Genomic DNA, 24,758 nt, shown 5'->3' with positions numbered 1-24,758 from the left:
CGCCGGCCTACTCGCCCGCGATCGAGCGGATGACCCTGGCCGGGTTGCCGCCGACCAGCGTATTGGCCGGAACGTCCTTGGTGACGACCGAGCCGGCCGCGACGACGGAATTCTCGCCCACCGTGACGCCGCCGATGATGGTGACCCCCGCCGCGATCCACACGTTCCGTTCGATGACGATGGGCCGGGCCAGGACGCCGTCGCGCCGCTCGGACGGGGCGATGGGGTGCCCCTCGGTGATCAGGCTCACATTGGGGCCGATCAGCACGTCGTCGCCGATGGTGATCGGCGCCAGGTCGTAGAACGTGCAGTTCTGGTTGATGAACACGTTGCGGCCGACGGCGATGTTCCGGCCGCAGGTCGTGTAGAACGGCGGCAGCAGGCGGAACTGGTCGTCGAGCGCCCGGCCGGTCAACTCGCCGAACAGCTGCCGGATCTCGTCGGCGTCGTCCATGGTCAGGAGGTTGAGGGCCGGGGTGAGCCGCATCGCCCGCTGGACGTCGGCGACCATGGCGCGGGACTCGGCCGTGCGCCGGGCGATCCTGATTTCTCCGTCATGCTTGGGCATGGTTGTCCCTCCATTGCCTTGCGACCCCGCCTCCCGCATAGCCTGACGCCTGCGATTCGACCTGGAGTTTGCGAGAGAAGGCATGGGCGTCCTGGTGCTCGGAGGGACGGGCTTCATCGGCGGCCCGGTGGTCGCGCGACTGCTGGCCGACGGCGTCGAGACGGCGGTGGCGCATCACGGCGCGCGCCCGGTCGCGGCCGGGGCGGCCTCGGTGGTGGTGGACCGCAACGACCCGGCGGCCTTGCTGGCGGCGGTGCGCGACCTGGGCGCCGACACGGTGATCGACCTGATCGCCTATACGAGCGCCGACACCCTGCCGCTGCTCGACGCCCTGTCGGGCGCGATCGCCCGCTACGTGCTGGTCAGCTCGGTCGACGTCTATCGCAACTACGAGGGCCTGCACCGCAAGGGCCGGCCGACGCCGATCTGGGACCGGCTGACCGAGGACGCCGAACTGCGCGCCAGCCGCTTCCCCTACCGCCTGGCCAAGCCGCGCGCAGCGAGCGACCCGCAGGCCTGGATGGACGGCTACGACAAGATCCCGCTCGAAGAAGCCGCCTGCGCCGCCGCCGGGTTCGAGACCACCATCCTGCGCCTGCCCATGGTGTTCGGGCCGGGCGACCGGCAACGGCGGTTCTCGTGGGCGATCCGGCCGATGGCCCAGGGCCGGCCGCGCATCGTCATCCCCCATCCGTGGGCCAGCTGGCGCGCGACCTTCGGCTATGTCGACGACGTGGCGGCGGGGATCGCCCTGGCGGCCACGCACCCTCGGGCGGGCGGCGAGACCTACAACCTCGGCCGCTCCAACACCCCGACCAACCTGGCCTGGGCCGCCAGCTTCGCCGAGCACCTGAACTGGCCCGGCGACGTCCAGTTGGCCCACCCCGACGTGGCGCGGGGCGCCCTGGCCAAGGCGGTCTCGGGCCTGGACCTCGACTACCCGCTGTTCGTCGACAACGCCAAGATCCGTAGGCGGCTGGGGTACGTGGAGGTCACGGACTTCGAGGAGGCGCTGGCGCGGACGGTTGCGGACGAGATGAGCAGATGAAGCCCTCTCTCTCTGGGAGAGGGTGACTTTCCGGCGTACCTTCCCCGCAAGAGGGGCGCTCATGACTTCATCCAGGACCTGGCCCATATGGCTCGTCTGCCTGTCGGCGGCGATGATCGAGGGGTTCGACATCCAGTCGATGGGGGTGGCGGCGCCGCGCATGCTGCCGGCCCTGCACCTGACGCCGGGCCAGGCCGGGTGGGCGTTCAGCGCCAGCCTGATCGGGCTGATGGTCGGGGCCAGCTTCGGGGGGGTGATCGCCGACCGGATCGGGCGGCGGCCGGTGCTGACCGCCTCGGTGGCGGCGTTCGGCGTGTTCTCGCTGATCACCGCCCTGGCGACCGGCTTTTGGCCGCTGCTGGCCGTGCGGTTCCTGACCGGATTGGGCCTGGGCGGCGCCATGCCGATGCTGATCGCCCTGGCCTCCGAGCAGGCCAGCGCGGCCCGCAAGGCGACCATGGTGGCCCTGATCGCCGGCGGCATGCCGCTGGGCGGGGCTGTGGCCGGGCTGGTGGCCCGCACCCCGATGGCTCTGGACGACTGGCGGACCATCTTCCTGGTCGGCGGCCTGGTCCCGCTGGTCATCGCGCCGCTGCTGTACCTCGTGCTGCCGGTCGGACGGCCCGACCGCGCCGCCCGCCAGTCGGGGGACGCCGCGCGCGCCTTGTTCGGAGCGGGGCGCTGGCCCGCCACCGCCTGCATCTGGGTCAGCTACGCCCTGGTCGCCCTGACCCTGCACCTGCTGCTCAACTGGCTGCCGACCCTGCTGGTGTCGCGCGGCCTGCCGCCGGCCGCCGCCTTCCTGGTCTCTGCGCTGTTCAACCTCGGAGGCGCGACGGGCGGACTGGCGTTCGGCCTGGTCGTCGACCGCCTGGGCGCGCGCTGGCCGCTGCTGGCCGGCTATGCCGGTCTGGCCGTGGTCCTGGTTGCCCTGTCCGGCGCCGACGGCGGGACGACGATCGCCGTGCTGGCCTTCGCCGCCGGCTTCCTGCTGATGGGCGGGCAGTTCCGCCCAGCTGATCGGCGGCGGCGCGACCGGCGCTGCGGTGGTCGGGGCCCTGGTCCCGGTGGTGGTCGTGGCGGGCGCCGTGGCGGGGCTGCTCACTTTCTTCCCTCTCCCAGAGGGAGAGGGCGGGGCCCGCCGCGAAGCGGTGGGAGGGTGAGGGGTTAGGGACTTTGGCCGGCGTGCCGGCAGGACGTTCGTGTGAAATCGGTGAGGGCGTCACCCTCACCCTCCCACGCTTTCAGCGCGGGTCCCTCCCTCTCCCCTCCGGGAGAAGGTTACGTATGCCCCTCGCTGATCTCCACCACTTCCTCGAACGTCCGCAGCCCCGGCCGTTGGGCGCAGACCAGCACGGCCATGTTCCCGGGCAGGTGCTGGTTGGCCAGCATCTTCTCGTGGGCGGCGGGGATGTCGTTCCAGGGGAAGACTTCCGACAGGCAGGGGTCCACCCGGCGGTCGATGACCAGCTGGTTGGCGGCGGAGGCCTGCATCAGGTTGGCGAAGTGGCTGCCCTGGACGCGCTTCTGGCGCATCCACAGGAAGCGGGCGTCCATGGTCAGGTTGAAGCCGCTGGTGCCGGCGCAGATGGCGACCATGCCGCCGCGTTTGACCACGAACACCGACACCGGGAAGGTCGACTCGCCCGGGTGCTCGAACACCAGGTCGACGTCCTTGTTGCCGGTGACCTGCCAGATGGCTTTGCCGAACTTGCGGCTCTCCTTCATGTAGTCGTTGAACTCGGGGCCGTTGACCTTGGGCAGCTGGCCCCAGCAGTCGAATTCCTTGCGGTTCAGCACCGCCTTGGCGCCCATGCTTTTGACGAAGTCGATCTTGTCGTCGTCGCTGACCACGCCGATGGCGTTGGCCCCGGCCACGGCGGCCAGCTGCACGGCGAAGACGCCCAGGCCCCCCGAGGCGCCCCAGACCAGCACGTTCTGGCCGGGCTTCAGCTCGTGCGGCTTGTGGCCGAACAGCATGCGGTAGGCGGTGGCCAGGGTCAGGGTGTAGCAGGCGGCCTCTTCCCAGGTCAGGTGCTTGGGGCGCGGCATCAGCTGGCGCGACTGCACCCGGCAGAACTGGGCGAAGCTGCCGTCCGGCGTCTCGTAGCCCCAGATGCGCTGGCTGGACGAGAACATCGGGTCGCCGCCGTTGCACTCCTCGTCGTCGCCGTCGTCCTGATTGCAGTGGATGACCACCTCGTCGCCCAGCTTCCAGCGCTTCACCTTGGCGCCGACCTTCCAGACGATGCCCGAGGCGTCGGAGCCGGCGACGTGGAAGGGCTGCTTGTGACCGTCCAGCGGGCTGATCGGCTCGCCGAGCGCCGCCCAGACGCCGTTGTAGTTGACCCCGGCGGCCATCACGAGGACCAGCACCTCGTCCTCGCCGATCTCCCAGGTGGGCACGACCTCGACCTGCATGGCGACCGAGGGCTTGCCGTGACGCTCCTTGCGGATGGCCCAGGCGTACATGGTCTTGGGGACGTGGAAGGCCGGCGGGATCTCGCCGATCTCGTACAGGTCCTTCAGCTCGGTCGTCTGCAGCGTGGCGGTGTTCATCTCGCTCCCCGGGTCGTTCGGCGCTGCAACACAAACGCCGGATTGGCTCTCGCGCTCCGTGGATCGTTCAGCGCGCGTCGAAACCCGGCGTCGATCCATCGTTTTGGGCTTCGCGACGGAAATTCCGCCCCGAAGGCCATCTAAGCTGTGACAAGTGTTTAACTCTGGCAAGGGGAAAGTTGTTGCATCGCAGCATGGTTGCGCGTGAAACGACCGGCCTCGGAGCAAAGGGGGTGGCCGTGGCTCAGCTTTCCATTCCCGCCGTCATCGGCCACGTTCCCCCGATGAGCGCGATGATCCACGTCAGCCGCCCCACGGGCTCGATCCTGCTGCTGGAGCTGGACGCCCCGCCGGCCAACGCCCTGGGGCTGGCCGTGCGGGCCCAGCTGGTCAAGGTGCTCGACGAGATCGCCAGGGACGACGAGACGCGGGCGGTGGTGCTGACCGGTCGGGGCGGGGTGTTCTGCGCCGGCGACGACCTGCGCGAAGCCGCCACGCGCCAAGCAGGGGGCCGCGCCCCGGCCGACGCCCTGGCGGCGGTCGAGAACTTCAACCGGCTGATGGACTGGATCGAGGCCCTGCGGGTGCCGGTGATCGCGGCCATCGACGGCTGGTGCTTCGGCGGCGGGCTGGAGCTGGCCCTGGCCTGCGACATCCGCCTGGCCAGCGACCGGGCGGTGTTCGCCGCCTCGGGGGTGAATATCGGGCTGATGGCCTCGGTCACGCGCCTGCCCCGGCTGATCGGCGTGGCGCGGGCCAAGGCCCACCTGCTGACCGGCGCCCAGTTCGGACCCGAGCGGGCCCTGGCCGACGGCATCGTCACCGCCGTCCATCCGCCCGAGCGTCTCTTGCCCGAGGCGTTCCACCTGGCCGAATGGATCGCCTCGCGCGCGCCCCTGGCGGTGGAGGCCACCAAGCGGGTGGTCGACGGCCGCTCCTATGTCGAGGAGGAGCTGCCGGCCCTGGTGGCCAGCGCCGATCACCGCGAGGCGGTGGCGGCGTTCATGGCCAAGCGGACGACGCTGTTCAAGCGGGGGTAGCGGTGTGACGTATTTCCAACGGCCAGGCCCGCGGACGTGCTAGGCTCGCCCTCAAGGCGCTAGGACGCGCCGCCGACGAGTGCCGGTCCGCTTGGCGAGCCGTCTCGACGCACCCCGGAAAGGGGTCGCATGACCGTCAGTCGCCACGACCAGCGCCCTTCACGGACCTGACACCGTCGTTCACCGCACGCGTCGCGCCGGGCTGTCCAGCCCAAGCGCCTGATCGCGCGCGGCCCCTCTCCCGAACAGGAACGCTCCTTGTCCAAAGGCAATCGCGAAGTCCGCAAGCCCAAGACCGCCAAGCCCAAGGTGATCGCCGCAGCGCCGACCCTGCTGGCCCCGCTGGGCGGCAAGAAGAAATAGCCGCCGCGTTCCGTCCGCCCACGACCGAAAGGCTCACGCCATGAAGACCTATCCCGGAACCCGGCCCTCGGGCCCCAAGGGCCTGAACGATCCCCGCTCGACCGGCGGCCAGCCCTCGCGGCCCCGGCCGATCGACCCCGACGCCCTGCGCGGCACCAAGACTTAAGAGCGCGACATGAATGACACCAAGGGCGCCAGGCTGGCCGATCGGCTGAAGACGGCCGCCGAGGCCAAGCAGGCGCTGCTCGCCAAGTTCAAGCCCAAGGCGGCGGTGGTCGATCCGCTGTTCGCCGAGCGCGGGGTCGAGGAGGCCGCCGAGCTGAAGGCCGTGCGGGCCGAGCGCCAGGCGGTCCGGGCGGTCAAGAAACAGGCGGCGGCGGTGGTCGCCGCCGACGCGGCCGCCGTGGCCGACCAGCGCGCCGAACGCAAGCGCGCCAAGGCCCCGACCGAGGCCGAGGCCAAGGACAAGCGCGACGCCAAGTACGCGGCGCGCAAGTCTCGCCAATGACGGCCTCCCGTTGATGGCTCCCCTGTGATGGCCAAACCCGCGCCCAGACCGGAGTCGCCGTTCGGGTCCCAGGACTACGAGCTGTCCTGCGACAACCTCGTCACCCTGCGCGAGGCCCACATCCGCTCGCGCCACGCCCGGCCGATGCGGGTGGGCGACGTCTGCACGCTCAGCCAGGACGGCGAGGTCTATGAGCTGGTGGTCACCGACTTCACCGATCGCGGCGGCGAGGGCTGGAGCGTCCGTTGCCGCATCATCGACATGCACCACCGATGACCGCCTCGGCCGGACGGCGTCGTAGAATGCGAAGCGACGGCGCCAGGCGGATCGCGTCCGAACGCCGGATCGGGGGGCTGATACGCTGGCAGGCCGCGCCGCGTCGGGCCGGCGGCGCCCGGCCGGGCCTGTGGGCCGCGGTGGCGGGCGCGGCGGTGCTGCTGACCCTGGCCGTGATCGCCGCCCGGACAGCCGGCTGGCTGCACTGGGGAAACCTGCTGATGCTGGTCCCGGCGGGCGTGCTGGTGATGGCGTTCGGAGCCGGCCTGGTCGCCATGCTCCGGCGCGCCGTGGCCTGGCTGGCGGGCTAGGCGAGGTCGCGCCTAGCGGTTCGAGGACCGCTACCCTCCCGGGTGCAGCCCCGGCGCTTCCTGACCCGTGCGGGTGACATATTCCGTATAGCCGCCGCCGTACTGATGGACTCCCTCGGGCGTCAGCTCCAGCACGCGGTTCGACAGGGCCGCCAGGAAATGGCGGTCGTGCGAGACGAAGAGCATGGTGCCCTCGAAGTCCGCCAGGGCCGTGACCAGCATCTCCTTGGTCGCCATGTCCAGGTGGTTGGTCGGCTCGTCGAGCACCAGCAGGTTCGGCGGATCGAACAGCATCTTGGCCATGACCAGGCGCGCCTTCTCGCCGCCGGACAAGACGCGGCAAGGCTTTTCGACATCGTCGCCGGAGAAGCCGAAGCACCCCGCCAAAGTGCGCAGCGCGCCCTGGCCCGCTTGCGGGAACGAGCGCTCCAGGGACTCGAAGATCGTCTCTTCGCCGTCCAGCAGGTCCATGGAGTGCTGGGCGAAATAGCCCATCCTGACGCTGGCGCCGATGTTGACCGTGCCCTGGTCGGGCGCGGTGTCGCCGGCCACGAGCTTCAACAGCGTCGACTTGCCGGCGCCGTTGGCGCCCAGGACGCACCAGCGCTCCTTGCGGCGCACCAGGAAATCGAGGCCTTCATAGATCGGCTGGGCGCCGTAGCCCTTGTGGATGTTGCGCAGGTTGATCACGTCGTCGCCCGATCGCGGCGGGCTCCTGAAATCGAACTGGACCGACTGGCGACGGCGCGGCGCCTCGACGCGTTCGATCTTGTCGAGCTTCTTGACCCGGCTCTGGACCTGGGCGGCGTGCGAGGCGCGCGCCTTGAACTTCTCGATGAACTTGATCTCCTTGGCCAGCATGGCCTGCTGGCGCTCGTACTGCGCCTGGCGTTGCTGCTCGCCGAGCGCGCGCTGCTGGTCGTAGAAGTCCAGATCGCCCGAATAGGTGATGAGCGAGCCGCCGTCGATCTCCACCACCTTGCCGATGATGCGGTTCATGAACGCGCGGTCGTGCGAGGTCATCAGCAGCGCGCCGTCGTAGTTCTTGAGGAAGGCCTCGAGCCAGATCAGGCTTTCCAGGTCGAGGTGGTTGCTGGGCTCGTCCAGCAGCATGCCGTCGGGCCGCATCAGCAGGATGCGGGCCAGGGCCACGCGCATCTTCCAGCCGCCGGACAGCAGGCCGACATCGCCATCCATGCGTTCCTGGCTGAAGCTCAGGCCGGCCAGCACCTCGCGCGCCCGCGCTTCCAGCGCGTAGCCGTCCAGTTCCTGGAAGCGCTCCAGCACCTCGCCATAGCGCTCCATGACGGCGTCCAGCGTCTCGGCCTGGTCCGGATCGACCATGGCCGCCTCGAGCTGGGCCATTTCGGCGGCCAGCGCGCTGACGGGGCCGACGCCGTCCATCACCGCGGCGACCGCGCTCTGGCCCGCCATTTCGCCGACATCCTGGCTGAAATAGCCGATCGTCATTCCGGGATCGATCGCGACCAGTCCGTCGTCGGGTTCCTCCTGGCCGGTGATCATGCGGAACAGCGTCGTCTTGCCGGCGCCGTTCGGGCCGACAAGCCCGACCTTTTCACCCTTCTGGATGCCCATCGAGGCTTCGATGAACAGGATCTGGTGGCCGTTCTGCTTGGAGATGTTGTCGAGGCGGATCATGGGGGGCTGCTAACCCGGGCGGAAGGAGAATGCCAGCCCTAGAGCCACGCCAATTCCAGGCGCGACGATTTGGCCGTCGTCCCCGACACTCCGATCCATGCCGCCTACGCGGGTCGCTGTCGTCTTTGCGGCGGGTGACAAGGTACCGGTACCTTTTTTCACTGTCCCCGCCACGAGGCTTGTGTCTACATAGTCTTTGACACCGGTGTCGCGCCGGGACGAGACGACCTTGCAAAGGTCGCGGGACGAGGGGAAACGCGTGAAGGCTTCAGCGATCATTCCATCCAGCGGCGCGCTCGCCCTGGTCCTGGCCCTGGCGGTCGCCGGGACGGCTTGCGCCCAGGCGCCGGCGGCGTTCCTGGACCCGGCCCTCAAGCCCGAGGCCCGCGCCGCGGCCGTGGTCTCGGCCATGACGCTGGAGGAGAAGGCCGGCCAGCTGAAGCACGCCGCCCCCGCCATCCCGCGCCTCTCCGTACCGGCCTACAACTGGTGGAGCGAGGGGCTGCACGGCGTGGCCCGGGCCGGCGAGGCCACCGTCTTCCCGCAGGCGATCGGCATGGCCGCCACCTGGGACGCGCCGATGATCCACGGGATCGCCGACACCATCGCCACCGAGTTCCGCGCCAAGTACGTCGAGAAGCGCGCCCCTGACGGCGGCTCGGCCCAGTATCGCGGCCTGACCGTCTGGTCGCCCAACATCAACATCTTCCGCGACCCGCGCTGGGGCCGGGGCCAGGAGACCTGGGGCGAGGATCCGCACCTGACGGCCGAGATGGGCGTGGCCTTCGCCACCGGCCTGCAGGGCGACGACCCGACCTATTACAAGACCGTCGCCACGGCTAAGCACTTCGCCGTCCACAGCGGGCCCGAGGCCGACCGTCACCGCGACGACATCCACCCCTCGGCCCACGACCTGGAAGACACCTATCTGCCGGCCTTCAAGGCGCTGGTGACCCGGGCCAAGGTCGAGTCGGTGATGTGCGCCTACAACGCCGTCGACGGCGTGCCGGCCTGCGCCAACACCGCCCTGCTGACTGAGCGGCTGCGGCGCGACTGGCATTTTTCCGGCCACGTGGTCTCGGACTGCGCGGCCATCGCCGACGTCTTCCAGCCCACCTCGCACGGCTATGTGAAGACCGCCGAGGAAGCCGCCGCCGTCAGCATCAAGGCCGGCACCGACCTGTTCTGCGCCGAGTTCGGACCCAACAAGAGCAGCGAGATCGGCCCGATCGTCGACGCCGTCCATCATGGCCTGCTGAGCGAGGCCGAGCTGGACCAGGCCGTCCGCCGCCTGTTCATCGCCCGCCTGAAGCTGGGCCTGTTCGATCCGCCCGAGCGCGTTCCGTATTTCAAGATCACCGCCGCCGAGAACGACACCCCCGCCCACCGCGCCCTGTCGCTGGAGGCGGCCAAGGCCTCGATGGTGCTGCTGAAGAACGACGGCCTGCTGCCGCTGAAGGCCGCCCCGGCCCGCATCGCGGTGATCGGCCCCAACGCCGACAGCCTCGACGCTCTGGTCGGCAACTACAACGGCACGCCGTCCAAGCCGGTCACCGTGCTGGCCGGGCTGCGCGAGCGCTTCCCCGATGCGAAGATCGACTTCGTCGAGGGCACGGGCTGGACGGCCGCGCCGCGCGAAAACGTGCCGGACGGGGTGCTGAAGGACCTGAAGGTCGAGACCTTCCAGGGCCTGGACCTGGCCGGTCCGGCCGCCGCCGCCGAACCGGCCAAGAACGCGTCGTTCAGCTGGGGCCGGCCCCAGCGCCAGATGCGCACGACCTCGATGCGCTGGACCGGCGTGCTGGTCCCGACCGAGACCGGCGTCCACCGCTTCACGGTCAGCGGCGAGGGCGGCTACCGGGTGATCGTCGACGGCAAGACCGTGGTCGACGCCTGGACCCGGGCCAAGGACTCCGCGCCCGACGGCGAGGTGGCCCTGACGGCCGGCAAGGCCAGCGCCGTCGTCGTCGAGGCCAACCAGTCGGGCGAGCGGGGCGACCTGCGCCTGCAATGGAGCCGCCCCAGCCGCGGCGCCGACGCGGCCCTGGCGGCCGCGAAGGCCGCCGACCTGGTGGTGTTCGTCGGCGGCCTGACCGCCAAGCTCGAGGGCGAGGAGATGTCGGTGCGGGCCCCCGGCTTCGTCGGCGGCGACCGCACCAGCCTGGACTTGCCCGCCCCGCAGGAGGCTCTGCTGGAGCGGTTGAACACCACCGGCAAGCCAGTCGTCCTTGTACTGATGAATGGTTCGGCGCTCAGCGTGAACTGGGCCGACGCCCACCTGCCGGCCATCGTCGAGGCCTGGTATCCGGGCGGCGAGGGCGGTCGCGCCGTGGCCGGCCTGCTGGCGGGCGACTTCAGCCCCGCCGGCCGCCTGCCCCTGACCTTCTACCGCTCGGCCGACCAGTTGCCGGCCTTCAAGGACTACGGCATGGCCGGCCGCACCTATCGCTATTTCGGCGGGGAGGCGCTGTATCCGTTCGGCCATGGCCTCAGCTACACGCGGTTCAGCTATGGCGCGCCCGTGCTGGCGCGGGCGGCGGTGAAGGCGGGCGGGGAGCAGGCGGTGTCGGTCGACGTCACCAACAGCGGTGCGCGCGACGGCGACGAGGTGGTGCAGCTGTACGTGTCGCGCGACGTGGCCGGCGCGCCGGTGCGGTCGCTGCACGGCTTCATGCGGGTGCATCTGAAGGCCGGCGAGACGCGGCGGGTGAGCTTCCCGCTGGAGGGCGTCGCGATGAGCGTGGTGGCGGCCGACGGTTCGCGGTCGATCGCGGCCGGGCCGGTCAAGCTGTGGATCGGCGGCGGGCAGCCCGTGGCGCGGCCGGGGCTGGCGAAGCCGGCGGGCGTCGAGGCGCGGTTCGAGGTGACGGGCAGCAAGGCGTTGGCGAACTGAGCGGGGACATGCCCTCGTGGCGTGTCCCCATCGGCATCCACGGAGCCAAGACTTGGGGACACGCCGCAAGGGCATGTCCCCGGTCGGCTCACCCCACCCGCACCAGCAATCCCAGCTCCCCCGCCTTCATCACCGCCTCCTGCCGCTTGACCACGCCGAGGCGTTTCTTGGCGGCTTCGATGTGGTGGTGGACCGTGCGGGGCGAGAGGGTGAGAATCGCGCCGATCTCCCAGTCGGTCTTGCCACGGCTGGCCCAGTACAGGCACTGGGCCTGGCGTTCGGAGATCACGCCGTAGTCCGGCCCCTCGACGACATTGTCGTCCTTCAGCTCCCAGTGCTTGAGCATGATCGTGCCGAACACCGTGGCCAGGCTCTCGATCACGGCGCGGGCGGTGGGGTCGGTGGTGGTCGCCGCCGTGGCCATGCGGATCAGCACCTCGTGGCCGGCCGGGCCGAACACCCGCACCACGAAGCCGTCGTTCATGCCGAACTCGCCGGCCTCGCCCCACATGGCCTGGGCGCGGTTGTCACCCAGCGGCCTGGCGTCGGTCCAGGCGAAGGATCGGCCGGATTTCTGCAGCAGCTGGATGCACGGGTCGTGAACCACATAGCGTTCGCCCCAGTAGCGGGCGTCCCAGGCGTCGAAGTCGCGGCGGGCCAGGGTGGGCGGCTCGCGGCCCAGCTGCTCGGCGTTGATCAGGGTGGCGCAGAAGCGGTCATAGCCGAACGCCGCGATCGCCCGCCCGAAATGGGTCTCGACCTCGTCGGGCGTCGCGTAGTGCGGCGCCCTGCTGAGAAAGCTCCAGGCTTGCTGTTCAGCTGTGTTCAACACGCGGAGATGCTCGCCCCCTGAGGCGGGCAGACTAGGGGAGGGCGGGGGGATGGGCCAGGGGGCGGGAGTCTCTGTGGTGAGACGGTGGCTCACCTACTTGCCCCCACCTGACGGCTTGGCCGTCTGTCCGCCCCCAGGGGGGCGGAGGACGCCCCTCTTCCCCCTTTGGGGGAAGACGATCGCGAAGCGATCCGTAGGGGGCAAGTGTTCGCCGAACCTACGCCGCCGGCTTGCGCCGCAGTCTCGCCAGCCGCCGCAGCCTACGCCAGAACCGCGTCTTCTCCGGCTCGGGATACGGCTGCAGGTTCTTGTAGAACTCCTCGGCGCAGGCGCGCCACGAGAAGCCCTCGGCGAACTTGCGGACCGTGACGTGGTCGATATCCAGGCAGGCCAGGCACGCCTCGCGCAGGCCGTCGGTCTGGCCGGGGGCCAGCACGCCGGCGTTCGAGCCGGGGATGATGTCGATGGGCCCGGGGGCCGAGAACGCCGCCACCGGCACGCCGGCGGCCATGGCCTCCAGGATCACCAGGCCGAAGGTGTCGGTCAGGGACGGGAAGCAGAACACGTCGGCGCAGGCGAAATAGCGGGCCAGCTCCTCGCCGAACTTGGCGCCGGCGAAGACCACGTCCGGATACTTCTCGGCCAGCTCCTCGCGTTGCGGGCCGTCGCCGACGATCACCTTGGTGCCGGGCAGGTCCAGGCTGGCGAAGGCCTCGATGTTCTTCTCGACGGCCACGCGGCCGACATTGAGGAAGATCGGTCGGGCCAGGCCCTCGAACACGTCGGCGTCGCCCTCGGCGCGGGGCTTGAACACGTCGGTGTCGACGCCGCGCGTCCAGGGCGAGATGTTGCGGAAGCCGTGGCGGATCAGCTCGTCGCGCATGGTCGGGGTGGCGACCATCAGCCGGCCCGACGGCTTGTGGAACCAGCGCATGTAGGTGTAGCCGGCCGACAATGGCAGCGGGAGACGAGCCGACACGTACTCAGGGAATCTTGTGTGGTAGCTGGTCGTGAACGGCAGCTTCCATTCCAGGCAGATGCGGCGGGCGGCCAGGCCGATCGGGCCCTCGGTGGCGATGTGGATCGCCTCGGGCTCGAACGACTTGAAGCGCTCCATCACCGGCTCGTAGGCGCCGATGGCCAGCTTGATCTCCGGATAGGTCGGAAGCGGGAAGGTGGGGAACTGGTCGGGGCTGACGACATCGACCTCATGGCCCATGGCTTTCAGCTCGGCCATCACCTTGGTGAGGGTCCGAACCACGCCGTTGACCTGCGGTTCCCAAGCATCTGTGGCGAGTAGTATCCGCATCAGGCGGCGGCAGGCTCCGCTATAGGGGGCTCGACGACGAGCGCCCGCGCCCGGTCGATCACCGACCAGGACCTAAGCTTGGACCATTCCAGGATTTCGAGCCGTCCGTCCATATGTTCCACGAGCGCGGTGCAGCTTTCCACCCAGTCGCCGTCGTTCACATAGAGCACGCCGTCGATTTCGCGCATCTCGGCCTTGTGGATATGTCCACAGATCACGCCGTCGACGCCGCGCCGACGGGCTTCGTCGGCGACCGCGGCCTCGAAATTCTCGATGAATTGCAGCGCGTTCTTCACCTTGACCTTCAGATAGGCCGAAAGACTCCAGTAGCCGAACCCCAGCTTGCGTCGTGCGCGATTGAGCAAGGTGTTCAGCATCAGGATCGTTCTGTACGACCAGTCGCCCAGGAAGGCCAGCCACTTGGCGTGCTGCACCACCCCGTCGAACTCGTCGCCGTGGACCACCAGGTAGCGCTTGCCGTCGGCCGCTTCGTGGATCACGTCGCGGGCCACCACCACCCCGCCGAAGTGCGTGCCGCAGAAGTCGCGGACCCGGTCGTCGTGGTTGCCGGGCACGTAGATCACCTCGACGCCTTTACGCGCCAGGCGCAGGATCTTCTGCACCACGTCGTTGTGGCTCTGGGGCCAGTACCAGCCGCTGCGCAGCTTCCAGCCGTCGATGATGTCGCCCACCAGGTAGAGCTTGTCGCACTCGACGTGGCGGATGAAGTCCAGCAGCAGCTCGGCCTGGCAACCGCGCGTGCCCAGGTGCACGTCGCTGATGAAGATCGAGCGGTAGTGGCGGATCTCGATGTCGGTGACCATGTGCCCCTCCGGCGGTTCAGGTCGGCGTTCGGGAACCGATCCCCCCGGACCGGCCATGACCCCCCGATTGCAAGGGAGGGCGCTTCGTCCGGCGATTAAGCTGATTGCATGTCGCTTTCGTGAAACGTCGTTCAGCACACGGCGCGACGCTGCGCCGCACCAACGCCCGAAATTTCACCATTGGATAAATCTTGTAGGACAAGGCAAAGCTTTACATGCGCTGTGCTGTTGCAGCGCAACATCGCTTTGACTAGATCAGGGTCATGGACGCCGCTCGCCTCGCCAAGGATACGCCCAAGTCGCTGAAGACCCGGGCGCGGATTCTCGACTGCGCGATGCGGCTGATCGCGGAGATCGGCTATCACGCCGCGACCAATCCGGTGATCGCCGACGCCGCGGGCCTGACGCGCGGGGCGATGCTCTACCACTTCCCCACCCGCGAGGCCTTGGTCGAGGCGGCCGTGGCCCACGTCCAGGCCGAGCGCTCGGCCCTGTTCCGCGCCGCCGCCGACACCCTGCCGGTCGGCGGCGACGTCACCGAGCACGCGATCGACAGCTATTGGGACCTGCTGCACACCGTGCCGTTCCTGGCCTTCGCCGAGCTGGAGGCCGCGGGCCGCACCGATCCGGCTGTCCAGGCCCTGCTGGCCCCGGCCCAGGCCGAGTTCGACCGCGCCCAGGCCGGCGACCACTTCCTGAAGATCCTCCACGCCGGGGCGGGGCCTCGGTTCCAGGCCAGCCGGGATTTGGCGCGGTTCATGCTGGAAGGCCTGGCGAAGGCGTCGCTGACCTACGACACCGACGGGCGGCGGGAACGGCTGCTGATGCTGATCAAGCGGGCCACGCACATGCTGAACCGCAAGGGCGATGTGCAGGATCTTTGGCCGGACTGAGTTCAGTCCCCGGCGAGCGGATCCGGACGCTCGTAGACGACTTCGGGTAGCTCAGTGCCGATCACCTCGAGGCAGAGGTTCTGGCCACCAGCAGGAAATGCCGCAGCACACCGTCGCTCAGGCCTGTCAGCCCCGCGGCCATCTCGTCCAGATAGGCGCTCTGGGCGATCTCGTAGGCGAAGGCGACCGGAGCGCCCTCTTCGGCCCACTGGTTCCAGTAGGGAAGAAGTTCGCGCTCGTCGCAGACACGATAGCAGACGGGATCTTCGACTACGATCCAGGCCGCGCCGCCGTCGCCGTCGTATTCGGCGATCAATCGCCGCCCCACGCTGGGCCGGTAGCGAATGTCGAACAGGTCTCCGCCGCCCTTCCATCCGCCGCGCCATCCCAGCAAGGCGTCGAGAGCGATGAACCCGGACGGCGTCCGGGCGGTCTTTCGCGTCTCGCTCGTCATGGCTTGGGCGTCCCTTCTGGCGCCAAGCAGGCCGGCGCGAAAACTTCGGCTTCTTTGGGAATGACCATCCGCCCCGGATGGGGCCGCGCCTTGAAACCTTGGTGGATCGGAGCTCTGGCGTCTGGCCGTGTCAAGGCGCGGCCTCGCCGCTGGCGGATGACGTCAGGGGTCTTTCCGGAAAAGGCGCGTTCTTGAACCCTCTCTCCATGAGAGAGGGGTTTCACGCTCAGCCGCCCGCCCGCGGCGGCCCCGCCAGGAACGCCCGCACCTCGACCGGGGCGCGGCAGGCGACGGCGGCCTTGCGGCCCCAGGCCAGGGCCTCGTCCAGGTCGGCGGTTTCCAGCACCCAGAAGCCGCCCACGTGCTCCTTGGCCTCCAGGTAGGGTCCGTCGGTGATCAGCACCTGGCCGTCGGGGCGCGCCCGCAGCGAGGTCGCGCGGCCGGCCGGTTCCAGGCCGCCGACGAAGGCCCTGACCCCGGCGGCCACCATCTCCTCGTTGAGGGCGCGGATGTCGCGGTGCATCGCTTCGTCCTCGGCGGAGGCGTCGTAGTCGTCGGGGTGGTGGATAGCGACCAGGTATCGGGTCATGACGTCTCCTTGCGGCGATCGGACGGGCCGCCTTTCCTGGGATGACGAACGAGCGAACTTGAAATCGACGAGGCCGTCCATGAAATCGTCGGTCACAACCGCCCGTCGGCCGCTCTCGAGCTTTCGAAGGCTCGGCGGGCGTCGGGGAGAAGGAAGGCCTGTGGGTGACTACGCCTTCAACGCCTTCGGCAGCACCGTCGCGAAATAGTCCAGCTCGGCTGGGCTGGCCGTGCCCACGCGGATCCAGGTCGGGTGCCGGGGGCTGTCGAACACCCGCACCTCGACGCCCATCGACGCCAGGGTCTTCTGGAAGGCCAGGTTCGGCCGGCCGCAGTTCACGAACACATAGGTGCCGTGCGAGGGCAGGTATTGCAGGCCGTTGGCGGCGCAGATCGCGTAAATCTTCTTCCGGCAGCCCTCGAGATAGGCCTTGGTCCCGGCCAGATAGGCCGGGTCGCCGTAGCAGGCCAGGGCGGCGGCCAGGCCGGGGCGGCCCTTGTGGGTGGGGATCAGGCTCTTCAGCTGCTTGATCCGCTCGGGCTGGGCGATCACGAAGCCGACCCGCAGCCCGGCCATGCCGTAGACCTTGGAGAAGGTGCGGGCCACGACCACGTCGTGACCGTCGCGCACCAGGTCGACCATCGAGTGGCGCGCGGGATCGGGGCTGATCTCGATATAGGCCTCGTCGACGATCACCGGGCAGGTCTTGGCGGTCTCGACGCAGAAGGTCCGCAGGGCGTCGGGGTCCAGCAGCAGGCCGGTCGGGTTGTTGGGATTGCAGACATAGACGGCGCCGGCCCCGGTCTTCCGCGCCGCCAGCGCCGGCAGGTCGATCTGCTGGTCGGCGGCCAGCTGGACCCAGTCCAGTTTCGCACCCTGGCGCTGGGCGTAGAGCAGGGGCGTGGCGTAGCTCGGTTGTGGCGAGACGACCGGGCCCTTGGCGGAAAAGGCCGTCGACAGCAGCGACAGCGCCTCCAGCGAGCCGTTGCACAGCCCCACCTGTTCGGGCGACACGCCTTCCCGTTTCGCTATGGCCGCGACCAGCGGCGGCTCCAGTTCCCAGGCGTAGTAGGCGGCTTCCTCGACGGCCTTCAGCGCGGCCTTCTTGGCGGCGGGGCTGGGGCCGTAGGGGTTCTCGGTGACGCCGAGGTGAGCGCGGATGGCCGGCGGGGCCTTGGGATCGACCGAGGTCTCGGCGGCGCCCGCCAGGCCGGGCGATAGCGCCGCGCCGCCGATCAGCAGTCCGAAGGCCGTGCGCCGCGTCGTGTCCATGATCCCGCTCCCCAACACCAGGCCGGCAGTTGAGGCGCCGTTCGTGACAGGATCAACCCGTCTGGATCGGCAGGGCCGTCGTGAACTTGATCTGCTCCATCGCGAAGCTGGAACTGACGTCGGTGAGCGGGGCGGTGGCGATCAGGCGGCGGTAGAAGCGGTCATAGGCGGCGATGTCGCGGACCACGACCTTGAGCAGATAGTCGACGTCGCCGCTCATCCGATAGAACTCGACCACCTCGGGCAGGGCCTTGGCCCCGGCCGCGAAGGTGGCCAGCCACTCTTCGTCATGCCGGCCGGTCTTCACCGCCACGAACACCGTCAGCGACAGGTCCAGGGCCTCGCGGTCGATCAGGGCGACGCGGGCGGTGATCACCCCGGTGTCCTGCAGCCGCTTGACCCGCTTCCAGCACGGCGTCTGCGACAGGCCCACCCGCTCGGCCAGCTCGGCGATGGGCGTGGTGGCGTCCTGCTGCAGGATGGCCAGCAGGCGGCGATCGATCTGGTCGAGTGAGATCATTCTCTGTGCGGGCCCGTTGGGAGAATGGAATTCTCTCTAACTGCCACGAGCGCGCGTCTTCGACCATGTCATTCTCGCGAAGCGCGGCATTCTGAAAGAACGCGCCATCCCGGGGATTCCCATGCTCGACGTCTTCATCCGCCATCCGCGTTCGGTCGACGAGACCTACAGCGAGCACATGGCCGTGGCCTGGAGCTTCGCCTTCCCGATGCTGCTGGGCGGCCTGGCCTGCTTCGTCCACGGCATCTTCCCGTTCCTGTTCGAGACCACCGGCAGCCGCTGCGTGAAGCTGCTCTACACCCGCATCGCCAACCGGGGGCGCAAGTCGGCCGGCGGCGAGGTCCCGAACTGGGCGGCCTTCGACGCGGTGATCTGAGTTTGTAAATCCCTCTCTCATGGAGAGAGGGATCTATAGCGGCGGCTTCCGACCCCGATGTGAGCCTCAGCTGTACGAGCTTGTCAGAATCCGTCGTCGGCGGAGCAAAATCTCCCCCTTGGCGGCACGGCTCGGCTAGCCCATCGTCCCGCCCAAGAGTCGGGAGAAGAAACTTGAGCATCTGGAACCGCCGCAAGGCGATCGACACGGCCAGCGGCGATCCCGCCCACGCGCTGAAGAAGACCCTGAGCTGGTACCACCTGATCGCCCTGGGCGTGGGGGCCATCGTCGGCACCGGCATCTACACCCTGACCGGCGTCGGCGCGGGCTTGGCCGGGCCCGGCGTGATGCTGTCGTTCCTGATCGCCGGGGCCGTCTGCGCCTGCGCGGCCCTGTGCTACGCCGAGCTGTCGACGATGATCCCGGCCTCGGGCAGCGCCTACACCTACAGCTACGTGGCCATGGGCGAGCCGGTCGCCTGGTTCGTGGGCTGGAGCCTGATCCTCGAATACACCCTGGTCTGCGCCGCCGTGGCGGTGGGCTGGTCGGCCCACGCCGCCGGCCTGTTCCGCATGGCCGGATTTCCCGAATTCCTGCTGGCCGGCCCGCACGTCATCCTGGACGACGGCACACGCGGCCTGATCAACCTGCCGGCCGTGATCATTTCGTTCGCCGTCGCCGGGCTGCTGGCCCTGGGCACCAAGGAGAGCGCCACGGTCAACATGGTGCTGGTCGTGATCAAGATCACCGCCCTGGCCATCTTCGTGGCCCTGTGCCTGCCGGCCTTCGACGCCAGCCACTTCACGCCGTTCATGCCGCAGGGCTTCGCCGCCCATACGGTGGCCGGGGGCGGCGCGGACGGGATCAAGGTGGGGGTCATGGCCGCGGCCAGCCTGATCTTCTTCGCCTTCTACGGCTTCGACGCGGTGTCGACCGCCGCCGAGGAGACCAAGAACCCCAAGCGCGACCTGACCATCGGCATTGTCGGCTCGATGCTGGTCTGCACCCTGATCTACATGGTGGTGGCCGCCGTCGCGATCGGCGCCTCGCGGGCCGAGGTGTTCTCCAAGAGCGAGGCCCCGCTGGTCTTCATCCTGGAGACCCTGAACCAGCCGAGGATGGCGCAACTGGTGGCCCTGGCCGCGGTGGTCGCCCTGCCGACCGTGATCCTGGCCTTCATGTACGGCCAGAGCCGGATCTTCTTCGTGATGGCGCGCGACGGCCTGCTGCCGCCGGCCCTGTCGCGGGTGAACCCAAAGACCGGCACCCCGGTGCTGATGACCCTGCTGACCGGCGCCCTGGCGGCGGTGTTGTCGGGCCTGCTGTCGCTGAAGGACATCGCCGAGCTGGCCAACGCCGGCACCCTGGCGGCCTTCATCGCCGTGGGCCTGTCGGTGATCATCCTGCGGGTGCGCGATCCGAACCGGCCGCGGGTGTTCGCCACGCCGCTGTGGCAATTGGTGGCGCCGGGGGCGATCCTGGGCTGCCTGTACCTGTTCTCCAGCCTGCCGTCGAAGACCCAGCTGTATTTCCTCTACGCCCACCTGATCGGGGCGGTGGTCTATATCGGCTACGGCATGCGCAAGAGCCTGCTGGCGCGGGCGGAGGGTTAGCGGAAGCATCCTCTCCAACGCCGTGCGTCGTCCTCGTCCTTCGAAAAGCTCAGGATGAAGACCAATGTGCAGGCCTGCTCAGTCGAAAACCTCATCCTGAGCCTGTCGAAGGACGAGGTTTTCGCTTCCCCAAAGGCGCGCCATTGCTACAGTCCGCTCAAAACAAGTGTTTGAAGTGGAAGGAACGCCATGGCCCTCGACCTCGAGACCCGCGAGCAGTTGATCGACGCCGTCCGCCGGTTCGTCGCCGAGCGGCTGCGTCCGATCGAGGCCAAGGTCGCCGAGGACGACGCGGTGCCGGCCGACATCATCGAGGAGATGAAGGGCCTGGGCCTGTTCGGCCTGTCGATCCCGGAAGAGTTCGGCGGCCTCGGCCTGAACATGGAAGAAGAATGCCTGGTCGGCATCGAGCTGGGCCGCGCCTCGCCCGCCTTCCGCTCGGCGTTCGGCACCAATGTCGGCATCGGCAGCCAGGGGCTGGTGATGTTCGGCACGGACGACCAGAAGGCCAGGTGGCTGCCCGGCATCGCCTCGGGCGAGATCGTCACCTCGTTCGCCCTGACCGAGCCCGAGGCCGGCTCCGACAGCGCCGCGGTCCAGACCCGGGCGACGTTGGACGGCGACGAGTACGTGCTGAACGGCTCCAAGCGCTACATCACCAACGCCGGCAAGGCCTCGCTGTTCACGGTGATGGCCCGCACCAATCCCGAGTTGAAGGGCGGTTCGGGGGTCTCGGCCTTCCTGGTGCCGCGCGACCTGCCGGGTCTTTCGGTCAGCAAACCCGAGAAGAAGATGGGCCAGCAAGGCGCCCACATCCACGACGTCACCTTCGACAACGTCCGCGTGCCGGCCTGGAATCGGCTTGGCGAAGAGGGCGAGGGCTTCAAGGTGGCCATGCAGGTGCTGGATCGCGGCCGGCTGCACATCTCGGCGGTCTGCGTGGGCGTGGCCGAGCGGCTGCTCGCCGACTGCGTGGCCTATGCCGGCGAGCGCAAGCAGTTCGGCGCGCCGCTGGCCAGCTTCCAGATGGTCCAGGCGATGATCGCCGACAGCAAGACCGAGGCCCTGGCCGCGCGCGCCCTGACCCTGGAGACCGCCCGCCTGCGCGATACCGGCGTGGGCGTGACCCTGGAGGCGGCGGCGGCCAAGCTGTTCGCCTCGGAGATGGTGGGCCGGGTCGCCGACCGGGCGGTGCAGATCTTCGGCGGGGCCGGCTATGTCGCCGACTACGGCATCGAGCGCCTGTATCGCGACGTGCGGATCTTCCGGATCTATGAGGGCGCCAGCGAGATCCAGAAGCTGGTCATCGCCCGCGAGACGATGAAGCGGGGCGGGTAGGGGCGTTTCGCGGCCCCCAACGCAAAACGCCCCCGTTGGCCCCGGGCCGGAACGTCCCCTGTAAGGACGCTCCGGCGGAGCCAGCGGAGGCGTATTAAGATCTCTCCGGGAAGGGAGAGAGCTTTTAGACTTACGCGCCGCCCGGGAAGCGGAACGGAACCTTCACGGTGCCGGTCTTGGCGCCCATCGGCAGCTTTTCAGCGATGCACATGGCGGCCTTGTCGAAACCCTTGCCCGCGGCGCTGTTGTCCACGACCTTGCATTCCGTGAGCTTGCCGGCGTCGGCGGTGCATTCCAGCATCACCTGGGCGGCGTCGCGCGTGTTGGCGAACTGTTGCAGGCAACGGCCCATTTGGTCTTCAAAGCCACCAGCCGCCGAGGCGGCTTGAGCGACAAAAAAGCTGCCAGCGATTCCCGCGGCAATAGCGATCGGATATTTCATCCCGCTGCTCCTAATAGTGTGTCTCGCCCTTCGGACGGTCGCGTCGTCCGGACGCCTGAGCTTTTTCGCAGAAGCGAGTTAAAATATTCTGAGTCACGAGAAGATAGTTTTATTTACTCATTGGTAACCACGGTTATTCGGCGAATACAGCCGTTTCACTTGAAACTAGACTCTGGCTTCAGCTTTTAAGACTCCGCCCCGAAAGGGCGCGACTCACGCGCGCGCGCGGGCATTTCCTAGACTCGAGGAGTCCGGCGGGTCTTGCCGGCCAGGAAAAGGCGGAAAATAGCGGGGGTGCGACAGGCCCTGCGGCAAAGGCTCTTAACCAAAGTCAGGAACTATTAGGAATATGTCGTGATGATCCCCCTCGACGTTGGTGATCCGTGCGCACGGAACGCCGCTAGAGGGGACCAAACCGATGAAGCGCTTCCGGCTCGTCGATCTGCCATTGATCATCAAAATCGGCTTCGCGCCGGCTTTCGCCCTGCTCATGCTGGCCCTGATGGCCGGGGGGGCCATCGTCGTCCAGAAGAGCCAGTCCGCCGCGCTCAAGCAGGTGGTCGAGCAGGACATGCGGATCAACAGCGAAATCCAGTCGCTGTCGCGCCGCATCACCAAGGCGCACGGCACGCTTTATCAGATCCTGGCCTCGAAGGCCGATCCGATGGCTCCGCCCGCCGGTCCGCGCATCGCCGAGCTGCTCGCCGAGTTCGACGCCCTGGGCAAGGAAGTGAAGGGCCTCTCGTCCAAGCTGCCGGCCTCGGAGCGCTCCAAGATCGACTCCCTGGTCAAGTCGCTCGACGAATGCCGCAGCGCCATCGACACGGTCAGCGGCATGATCGACGTCGACACCGGCATGGCCATGAGCTTCGCCGCCAGCTTCGAAGACACCTACGTCAAGATGGCCGCCCAGCTGCAGAAGGTCGTCGACGACGCCGCCGTCCGCGCCACGACCCAGGCCGCCAAGCGCCAGTCCGAAGCCGCCGCCGCGATGAGCGCCACGATCGTCATGTCGCTGATCACCCTGCTGGCGGTCGCCGGCCTGGCCTTCATGACCGTGATGACCACCCGCAAGTCGATCGGCGACATCGCCGGCGCGACCGAGAAGCTCTCCAAGGGCGACAACACGATCGACCTGGAGAAGATGACCCGCGGCGACGAGCTGGGCGCCATCGTCCGCTCGCTCAAGGTCTTCCGCGACAATCAGATCCACCTCGAGCAGATGCGCGCCGAGCAGGAGAAGAACGCGGCCCTGACCGCCGACGAGCGTCGCGCCAAGGAAGAGTCCGCCGCCGCCGCCGCCCGCGAGAACGCCCTGGTGGTGTCGTCGCTGGCCGAAGCGCTGGAGCACCTGGCCAAGGGCGACCTGACGTTCCGCGTCCAGGCCGACTTCCCGGGCGACTACCGCAAGCTGAAGGACGACTTCAACGCCGCCATCACCCAGCTGCAGGAAACCATCAAGGTCATCGCGGCCTCGACGGACGGCCTGCGCACCGGCGCCGACGAAATCGCCCACGCCTCGGACGATCTGTCGCGCCGCACCGAGCAGCAAGCCGCCTCGCTGGAAGAGACCGCCGCCGCCCTGGACGAGCTGACCGCCACGGTGCGCCGCACCGCCGGCGGCGCCAAGCAGGCCTCGGAAGTGGTTTCCAGCACCCGCGGTGAAGCCACCCATTCGGGTCAGGTCGTGCACCAGGCCGTCTCGGCCATGAGCGCCATCGAGGACTCGTCCAAGCAGATCAACCAGATCATCGGCGTCATCGACGAGATCGCTTTCCAGACCAACCTGCTGGCCCTGAACGCCGGCGTCGAAGCGGCTCGGGCCGGTGACGCGGGCCGCGGCTTCGCGGTCGTGGCCCAGGAAGTCCGGGCTCTCGCCCAGCGTTCCGCTGAAGCGGCGAAGGAGATCAAGACGCTGATCTCGTCCTCGACCCAGCAGGTCAGCCAAGGCGTCAGCCTGGTCGGCCAGACCGGCGAGGCCCTGCAGCGCATCGTGGTCAAGGTCGGCGAGATCGACGCCCTGGTCACCGAGATCGCCGCCTCGGCCGCCGAACAGGCGACCGGCCTCAACGAAGTGAACACCGCCGTCAACCAGATGGACCAGGTGACCCAGCAGAACGCCGCCATGGTCGAGCAATCGACCGCCGCCACCCACTCGCTGAAGGGCGAGACCGGCGAGCTGGTGCGTCTGATCGGTCGCTTCCGGGTCGGCGACGGCCGCCAGCAGACCGCTTCCTACGAGCGTCCGCAGATGGCCGATCCCGCCCAACACGCCCCGGCCGCCAATCCGGTAGCTGAGCAACGCGCCCGCCTCAACGCCTTCGCCCGTCCCGGACGCGGCGGTGCGGCGACCGCCGCGGCCCCCGCCGCCGACGGCTGGGAGGAGTTCTGATGTCGACCGCGATCGCCCTGCCCGAAACCCTTGATCTGAAGGCTTCGGGTCCGCTCAAGCAGGCGTTCGTCGAACGTCGCGGCCAGGACATCGAAGTCCATGCCGACCAGGTCCGTCGTCTCGGCGGCCTGTGCCTGCAGGTCCTGCTCGCCGCCCGCAAGGCGTGGGACGAGGACGGCAAGCCTTTTCTGATCACCGCGCCTTCCGAGGCGTTCGTGGAAACCATCCGTCTGTTCGGGGCCGAAGGGGCCCTGCTGCGGACTGACCTTCAAGGAGCTGCATCGTGACGCGTACTGTCCTCACGGTCGATGACTCGCGTACGATGCGGGACATGCTGCGCATGGCCCTCGCCGGCGCCGGGTTCAACGTCGTCGAAGCCGTCGACGGCGAACACGGGCTGGAAGTGCTGTCCGCCCATCGCCCGGACGTGATCATCACCGACATCAACATGCCCAAGCTGGACGGCTTCGGCTTCATCGAGGCGGTGCGGGTCGACGACGACTATCGCGCCATCCCGATCCTGGTGCTGACCACGGAAAGCGACCCCAGCAAGAAGCAGCGGGCTCGCGAAGCCGGCGCGACGGGCTGGATCGTCAAGCCGTTCAATCCCGAAAAGCTCGTTGAGGCGATCCGTCGCGTCGCGGCCTGATCGTACGAGTGCTTTAGGTACTGAAATACC

Annotated in this window: 26 protein-coding genes; 15 read left to right on the top strand and 11 right to left on the bottom strand. The window is 68.7% G+C overall.

Annotated features, from left to right (window positions below; translation table 11 throughout):
- Positions 1-7: 7 nt before the first annotated feature.
- On the bottom strand, positions 8-568 hold the full coding sequence (locus AC1DYP_RS17400; protein WP_477047375.1) for a sugar O-acetyltransferase: 561 nt from the start codon (positions 566-568) through the stop codon (positions 8-10).
- 82 nt (positions 569-650) lie between these two features.
- Here AC1DYP_RS17400 and AC1DYP_RS17395 point away from each other — a divergent pair, with 82 nt between their 5' ends.
- Entirely contained in the window at positions 651-1,616 is a 966-nt protein-coding gene (locus tag AC1DYP_RS17395; RefSeq protein ID WP_477047374.1) for an NAD-dependent epimerase/dehydratase family protein, read from the top strand.
- Between the two features lie 61 nt (positions 1,617-1,677).
- Complete coding sequence (locus AC1DYP_RS17390) at positions 1,678-2,787, top strand: MFS transporter (protein WP_477047373.1); 1,110 nt, start codon at positions 1,678-1,680, stop codon at positions 2,785-2,787.
- A 110-nt stretch (positions 2,788-2,897) separates the two neighbouring features.
- Here AC1DYP_RS17390 and ccrA read toward each other — a convergent pair whose 3' ends face one another.
- Positions 2,898-4,175 (bottom strand): crotonyl-CoA carboxylase/reductase, encoded by a 1,278-nt coding sequence (gene ccrA / locus AC1DYP_RS17385; protein ID WP_477047372.1) that lies wholly within the window; start codon positions 4,173-4,175, stop codon positions 2,898-2,900.
- Positions 4,176-4,468: 293 nt separating this feature from the next.
- Here ccrA and AC1DYP_RS17380 point away from each other — a divergent pair, with 293 nt between their 5' ends.
- The 5 genes from AC1DYP_RS17380 to AC1DYP_RS17360 all read left to right on the top strand — a co-directional run bounded on the left by AC1DYP_RS17380 (position 4,469) and on the right by AC1DYP_RS17360 (position 6,673).
- Positions 4,469-5,215, top strand: a complete 747-nt coding sequence (locus AC1DYP_RS17380) for an enoyl-CoA hydratase/isomerase family protein (protein ID WP_477047410.1) — start codon at positions 4,469-4,471, stop codon at positions 5,213-5,215.
- 403 nt (positions 5,216-5,618) lie between these two features.
- Positions 5,619-5,744 (top strand): hypothetical protein, encoded by a 126-nt coding sequence (locus AC1DYP_RS17375; RefSeq protein ID WP_156390673.1) that lies wholly within the window; start codon positions 5,619-5,621, stop codon positions 5,742-5,744.
- 9 nt (positions 5,745-5,753) lie between these two features.
- Positions 5,754-6,086 (top strand): DUF6481 family protein, encoded by a 333-nt coding sequence (locus AC1DYP_RS17370; RefSeq protein WP_477032429.1) that lies wholly within the window; start codon positions 5,754-5,756, stop codon positions 6,084-6,086.
- A gap of 27 nt (positions 6,087-6,113) precedes the next feature.
- Positions 6,114-6,362 carry a hypothetical protein gene (locus AC1DYP_RS17365; RefSeq protein WP_477032430.1) on the top strand — a complete coding sequence of 83 codons (249 nt, stop codon included), beginning with the start codon at positions 6,114-6,116 and terminating at the stop codon, positions 6,360-6,362.
- Positions 6,363-6,388: 26 nt separating this feature from the next.
- The gene (locus AC1DYP_RS17360; RefSeq protein ID WP_477047371.1) at positions 6,389-6,673 is read left to right on the top strand and encodes a hypothetical protein; all 285 of its coding nucleotides are present in this window, start codon (positions 6,389-6,391) and stop codon (positions 6,671-6,673) included.
- A gap of 30 nt (positions 6,674-6,703) precedes the next feature.
- Here AC1DYP_RS17360 and AC1DYP_RS17355 read toward each other — a convergent pair whose 3' ends face one another.
- Positions 6,704-8,332, bottom strand: a complete 1,629-nt coding sequence (locus AC1DYP_RS17355; protein WP_477047370.1) for an ABC-F family ATP-binding cassette domain-containing protein — start codon at positions 8,330-8,332, stop codon at positions 6,704-6,706.
- Between the two features lie 259 nt (positions 8,333-8,591).
- Here AC1DYP_RS17355 and AC1DYP_RS17350 point away from each other — a divergent pair, with 259 nt between their 5' ends.
- On the top strand, positions 8,592-11,225 hold the full coding sequence (locus AC1DYP_RS17350; RefSeq protein ID WP_477047369.1) for a glycoside hydrolase family 3 C-terminal domain-containing protein: 2,634 nt from the start codon (positions 8,592-8,594) through the stop codon (positions 11,223-11,225).
- 88 nt (positions 11,226-11,313) lie between these two features.
- Here the strand turns inward: AC1DYP_RS17350 and AC1DYP_RS17345 are convergent, their stop codons facing one another.
- From AC1DYP_RS17345 to AC1DYP_RS17335, 3 genes are all read right to left on the bottom strand, one after another.
- Positions 11,314-12,057 carry a helix-turn-helix transcriptional regulator gene (locus tag AC1DYP_RS17345; protein ID WP_477047368.1) on the bottom strand — a complete coding sequence of 248 codons (744 nt, stop codon included), beginning with the start codon at positions 12,055-12,057 and terminating at the stop codon, positions 11,314-11,316.
- A 217-nt stretch (positions 12,058-12,274) separates the two neighbouring features.
- Positions 12,275-13,366 carry a glycosyltransferase family 4 protein gene (locus AC1DYP_RS17340; RefSeq protein ID WP_477047367.1) on the bottom strand — a complete coding sequence of 364 codons (1,092 nt, stop codon included), beginning with the start codon at positions 13,364-13,366 and terminating at the stop codon, positions 12,275-12,277.
- Positions 13,366-14,190, bottom strand: coding sequence for a UDP-2,3-diacylglucosamine diphosphatase (locus AC1DYP_RS17335; RefSeq protein ID WP_477032436.1), 825 nt, complete (start codon positions 14,188-14,190; stop codon positions 13,366-13,368). The genes AC1DYP_RS17340 and AC1DYP_RS17335 overlap by 1 nt, the downstream gene beginning before the upstream one ends.
- 263 nt (positions 14,191-14,453) lie before the next feature.
- On the opposite strand from AC1DYP_RS17335, the gene AC1DYP_RS17330 reads away from it, so the two are divergent.
- Positions 14,454-15,083 (top strand): TetR/AcrR family transcriptional regulator, encoded by a 630-nt coding sequence (locus tag AC1DYP_RS17330; protein WP_477047366.1) that lies wholly within the window; start codon positions 14,454-14,456, stop codon positions 15,081-15,083.
- 61 nt (positions 15,084-15,144) lie between these two features.
- On the opposite strand, the gene AC1DYP_RS17325 is transcribed toward AC1DYP_RS17330, so the two are convergent.
- The 4 genes from AC1DYP_RS17325 to AC1DYP_RS17310 form a co-directional block, all read right to left on the bottom strand.
- Positions 15,145-15,537 (bottom strand): hypothetical protein, encoded by a 393-nt coding sequence (locus AC1DYP_RS17325; RefSeq protein ID WP_477047365.1) that lies wholly within the window; start codon positions 15,535-15,537, stop codon positions 15,145-15,147.
- A gap of 226 nt (positions 15,538-15,763) precedes the next feature.
- A complete protein-coding gene (locus AC1DYP_RS17320) occupies positions 15,764-16,126 on the bottom strand; it encodes a YciI family protein (RefSeq protein ID WP_477047364.1) in 363 nt (120 codons plus the stop codon).
- 168 nt (positions 16,127-16,294) lie between these two features.
- Positions 16,295-17,398: a pyridoxal phosphate-dependent aminotransferase gene (locus AC1DYP_RS17315; RefSeq protein ID WP_477047363.1), complete on the bottom strand. Its 1,104-nt coding sequence runs from the start codon at positions 17,396-17,398 to the stop codon at positions 16,295-16,297.
- A gap of 52 nt (positions 17,399-17,450) precedes the next feature.
- Positions 17,451-17,918 carry an Lrp/AsnC family transcriptional regulator gene (locus AC1DYP_RS17310; protein ID WP_477047362.1) on the bottom strand — a complete coding sequence of 156 codons (468 nt, stop codon included), beginning with the start codon at positions 17,916-17,918 and terminating at the stop codon, positions 17,451-17,453.
- A gap of 121 nt (positions 17,919-18,039) precedes the next feature.
- On the opposite strand from AC1DYP_RS17310, the gene AC1DYP_RS17305 reads away from it, so the two are divergent.
- The 3 genes from AC1DYP_RS17305 to AC1DYP_RS17295 all read left to right on the top strand — a co-directional run bounded on the left by AC1DYP_RS17305 (position 18,040) and on the right by AC1DYP_RS17295 (position 21,245).
- Positions 18,040-18,294, top strand: coding sequence for a DUF6356 family protein (locus tag AC1DYP_RS17305; protein ID WP_477047361.1), 255 nt, complete (start codon positions 18,040-18,042; stop codon positions 18,292-18,294).
- Between the two features lie 173 nt (positions 18,295-18,467).
- Positions 18,468-19,907: an amino acid permease gene (locus AC1DYP_RS17300; protein WP_477047360.1), complete on the top strand. Its 1,440-nt coding sequence runs from the start codon at positions 18,468-18,470 to the stop codon at positions 19,905-19,907.
- 189 nt (positions 19,908-20,096) lie between these two features.
- The gene (locus tag AC1DYP_RS17295; protein ID WP_477047359.1) at positions 20,097-21,245 is read left to right on the top strand and encodes an acyl-CoA dehydrogenase family protein; all 1,149 of its coding nucleotides are present in this window, start codon (positions 20,097-20,099) and stop codon (positions 21,243-21,245) included.
- 130 nt (positions 21,246-21,375) lie between these two features.
- Here AC1DYP_RS17295 and AC1DYP_RS17290 read toward each other — a convergent pair whose 3' ends face one another.
- A complete protein-coding gene (locus tag AC1DYP_RS17290; protein WP_012284370.1) occupies positions 21,376-21,687 on the bottom strand; it encodes an energy transducer TonB in 312 nt (103 codons plus the stop codon).
- Positions 21,688-22,105: 418 nt separating this feature from the next.
- Here AC1DYP_RS17290 and AC1DYP_RS17285 point away from each other — a divergent pair, with 418 nt between their 5' ends.
- From AC1DYP_RS17285 to AC1DYP_RS17275, 3 genes are read left to right on the top strand one after another with little or no spacing between them, the layout of a single operon-like run.
- A complete protein-coding gene (locus AC1DYP_RS17285) occupies positions 22,106-24,079 on the top strand; it encodes a methyl-accepting chemotaxis protein (RefSeq protein ID WP_477047358.1) in 1,974 nt (657 codons plus the stop codon).
- Positions 24,079-24,366, top strand: a complete 288-nt coding sequence (locus tag AC1DYP_RS17280) for an STAS domain-containing protein (protein WP_477032447.1) — start codon at positions 24,079-24,081, stop codon at positions 24,364-24,366. Before AC1DYP_RS17285 ends, AC1DYP_RS17280 begins: the two co-directional genes overlap by 1 nt.
- The gene (locus AC1DYP_RS17275) at positions 24,363-24,728 is read left to right on the top strand and encodes a response regulator (RefSeq protein WP_028038734.1); all 366 of its coding nucleotides are present in this window, start codon (positions 24,363-24,365) and stop codon (positions 24,726-24,728) included. The genes AC1DYP_RS17280 and AC1DYP_RS17275 overlap by 4 nt, the downstream gene beginning before the upstream one ends.
- The last annotated feature ends 30 nt before the right edge of the window (positions 24,729-24,758 follow it).

It is taken from the genome of Caulobacter sp. P1_D6, assembly GCF_056406095.1.
Note: the sequence above shows the minus strand (reverse complement) of the source record. Positions and strands in the feature narration are given on the sequence as shown.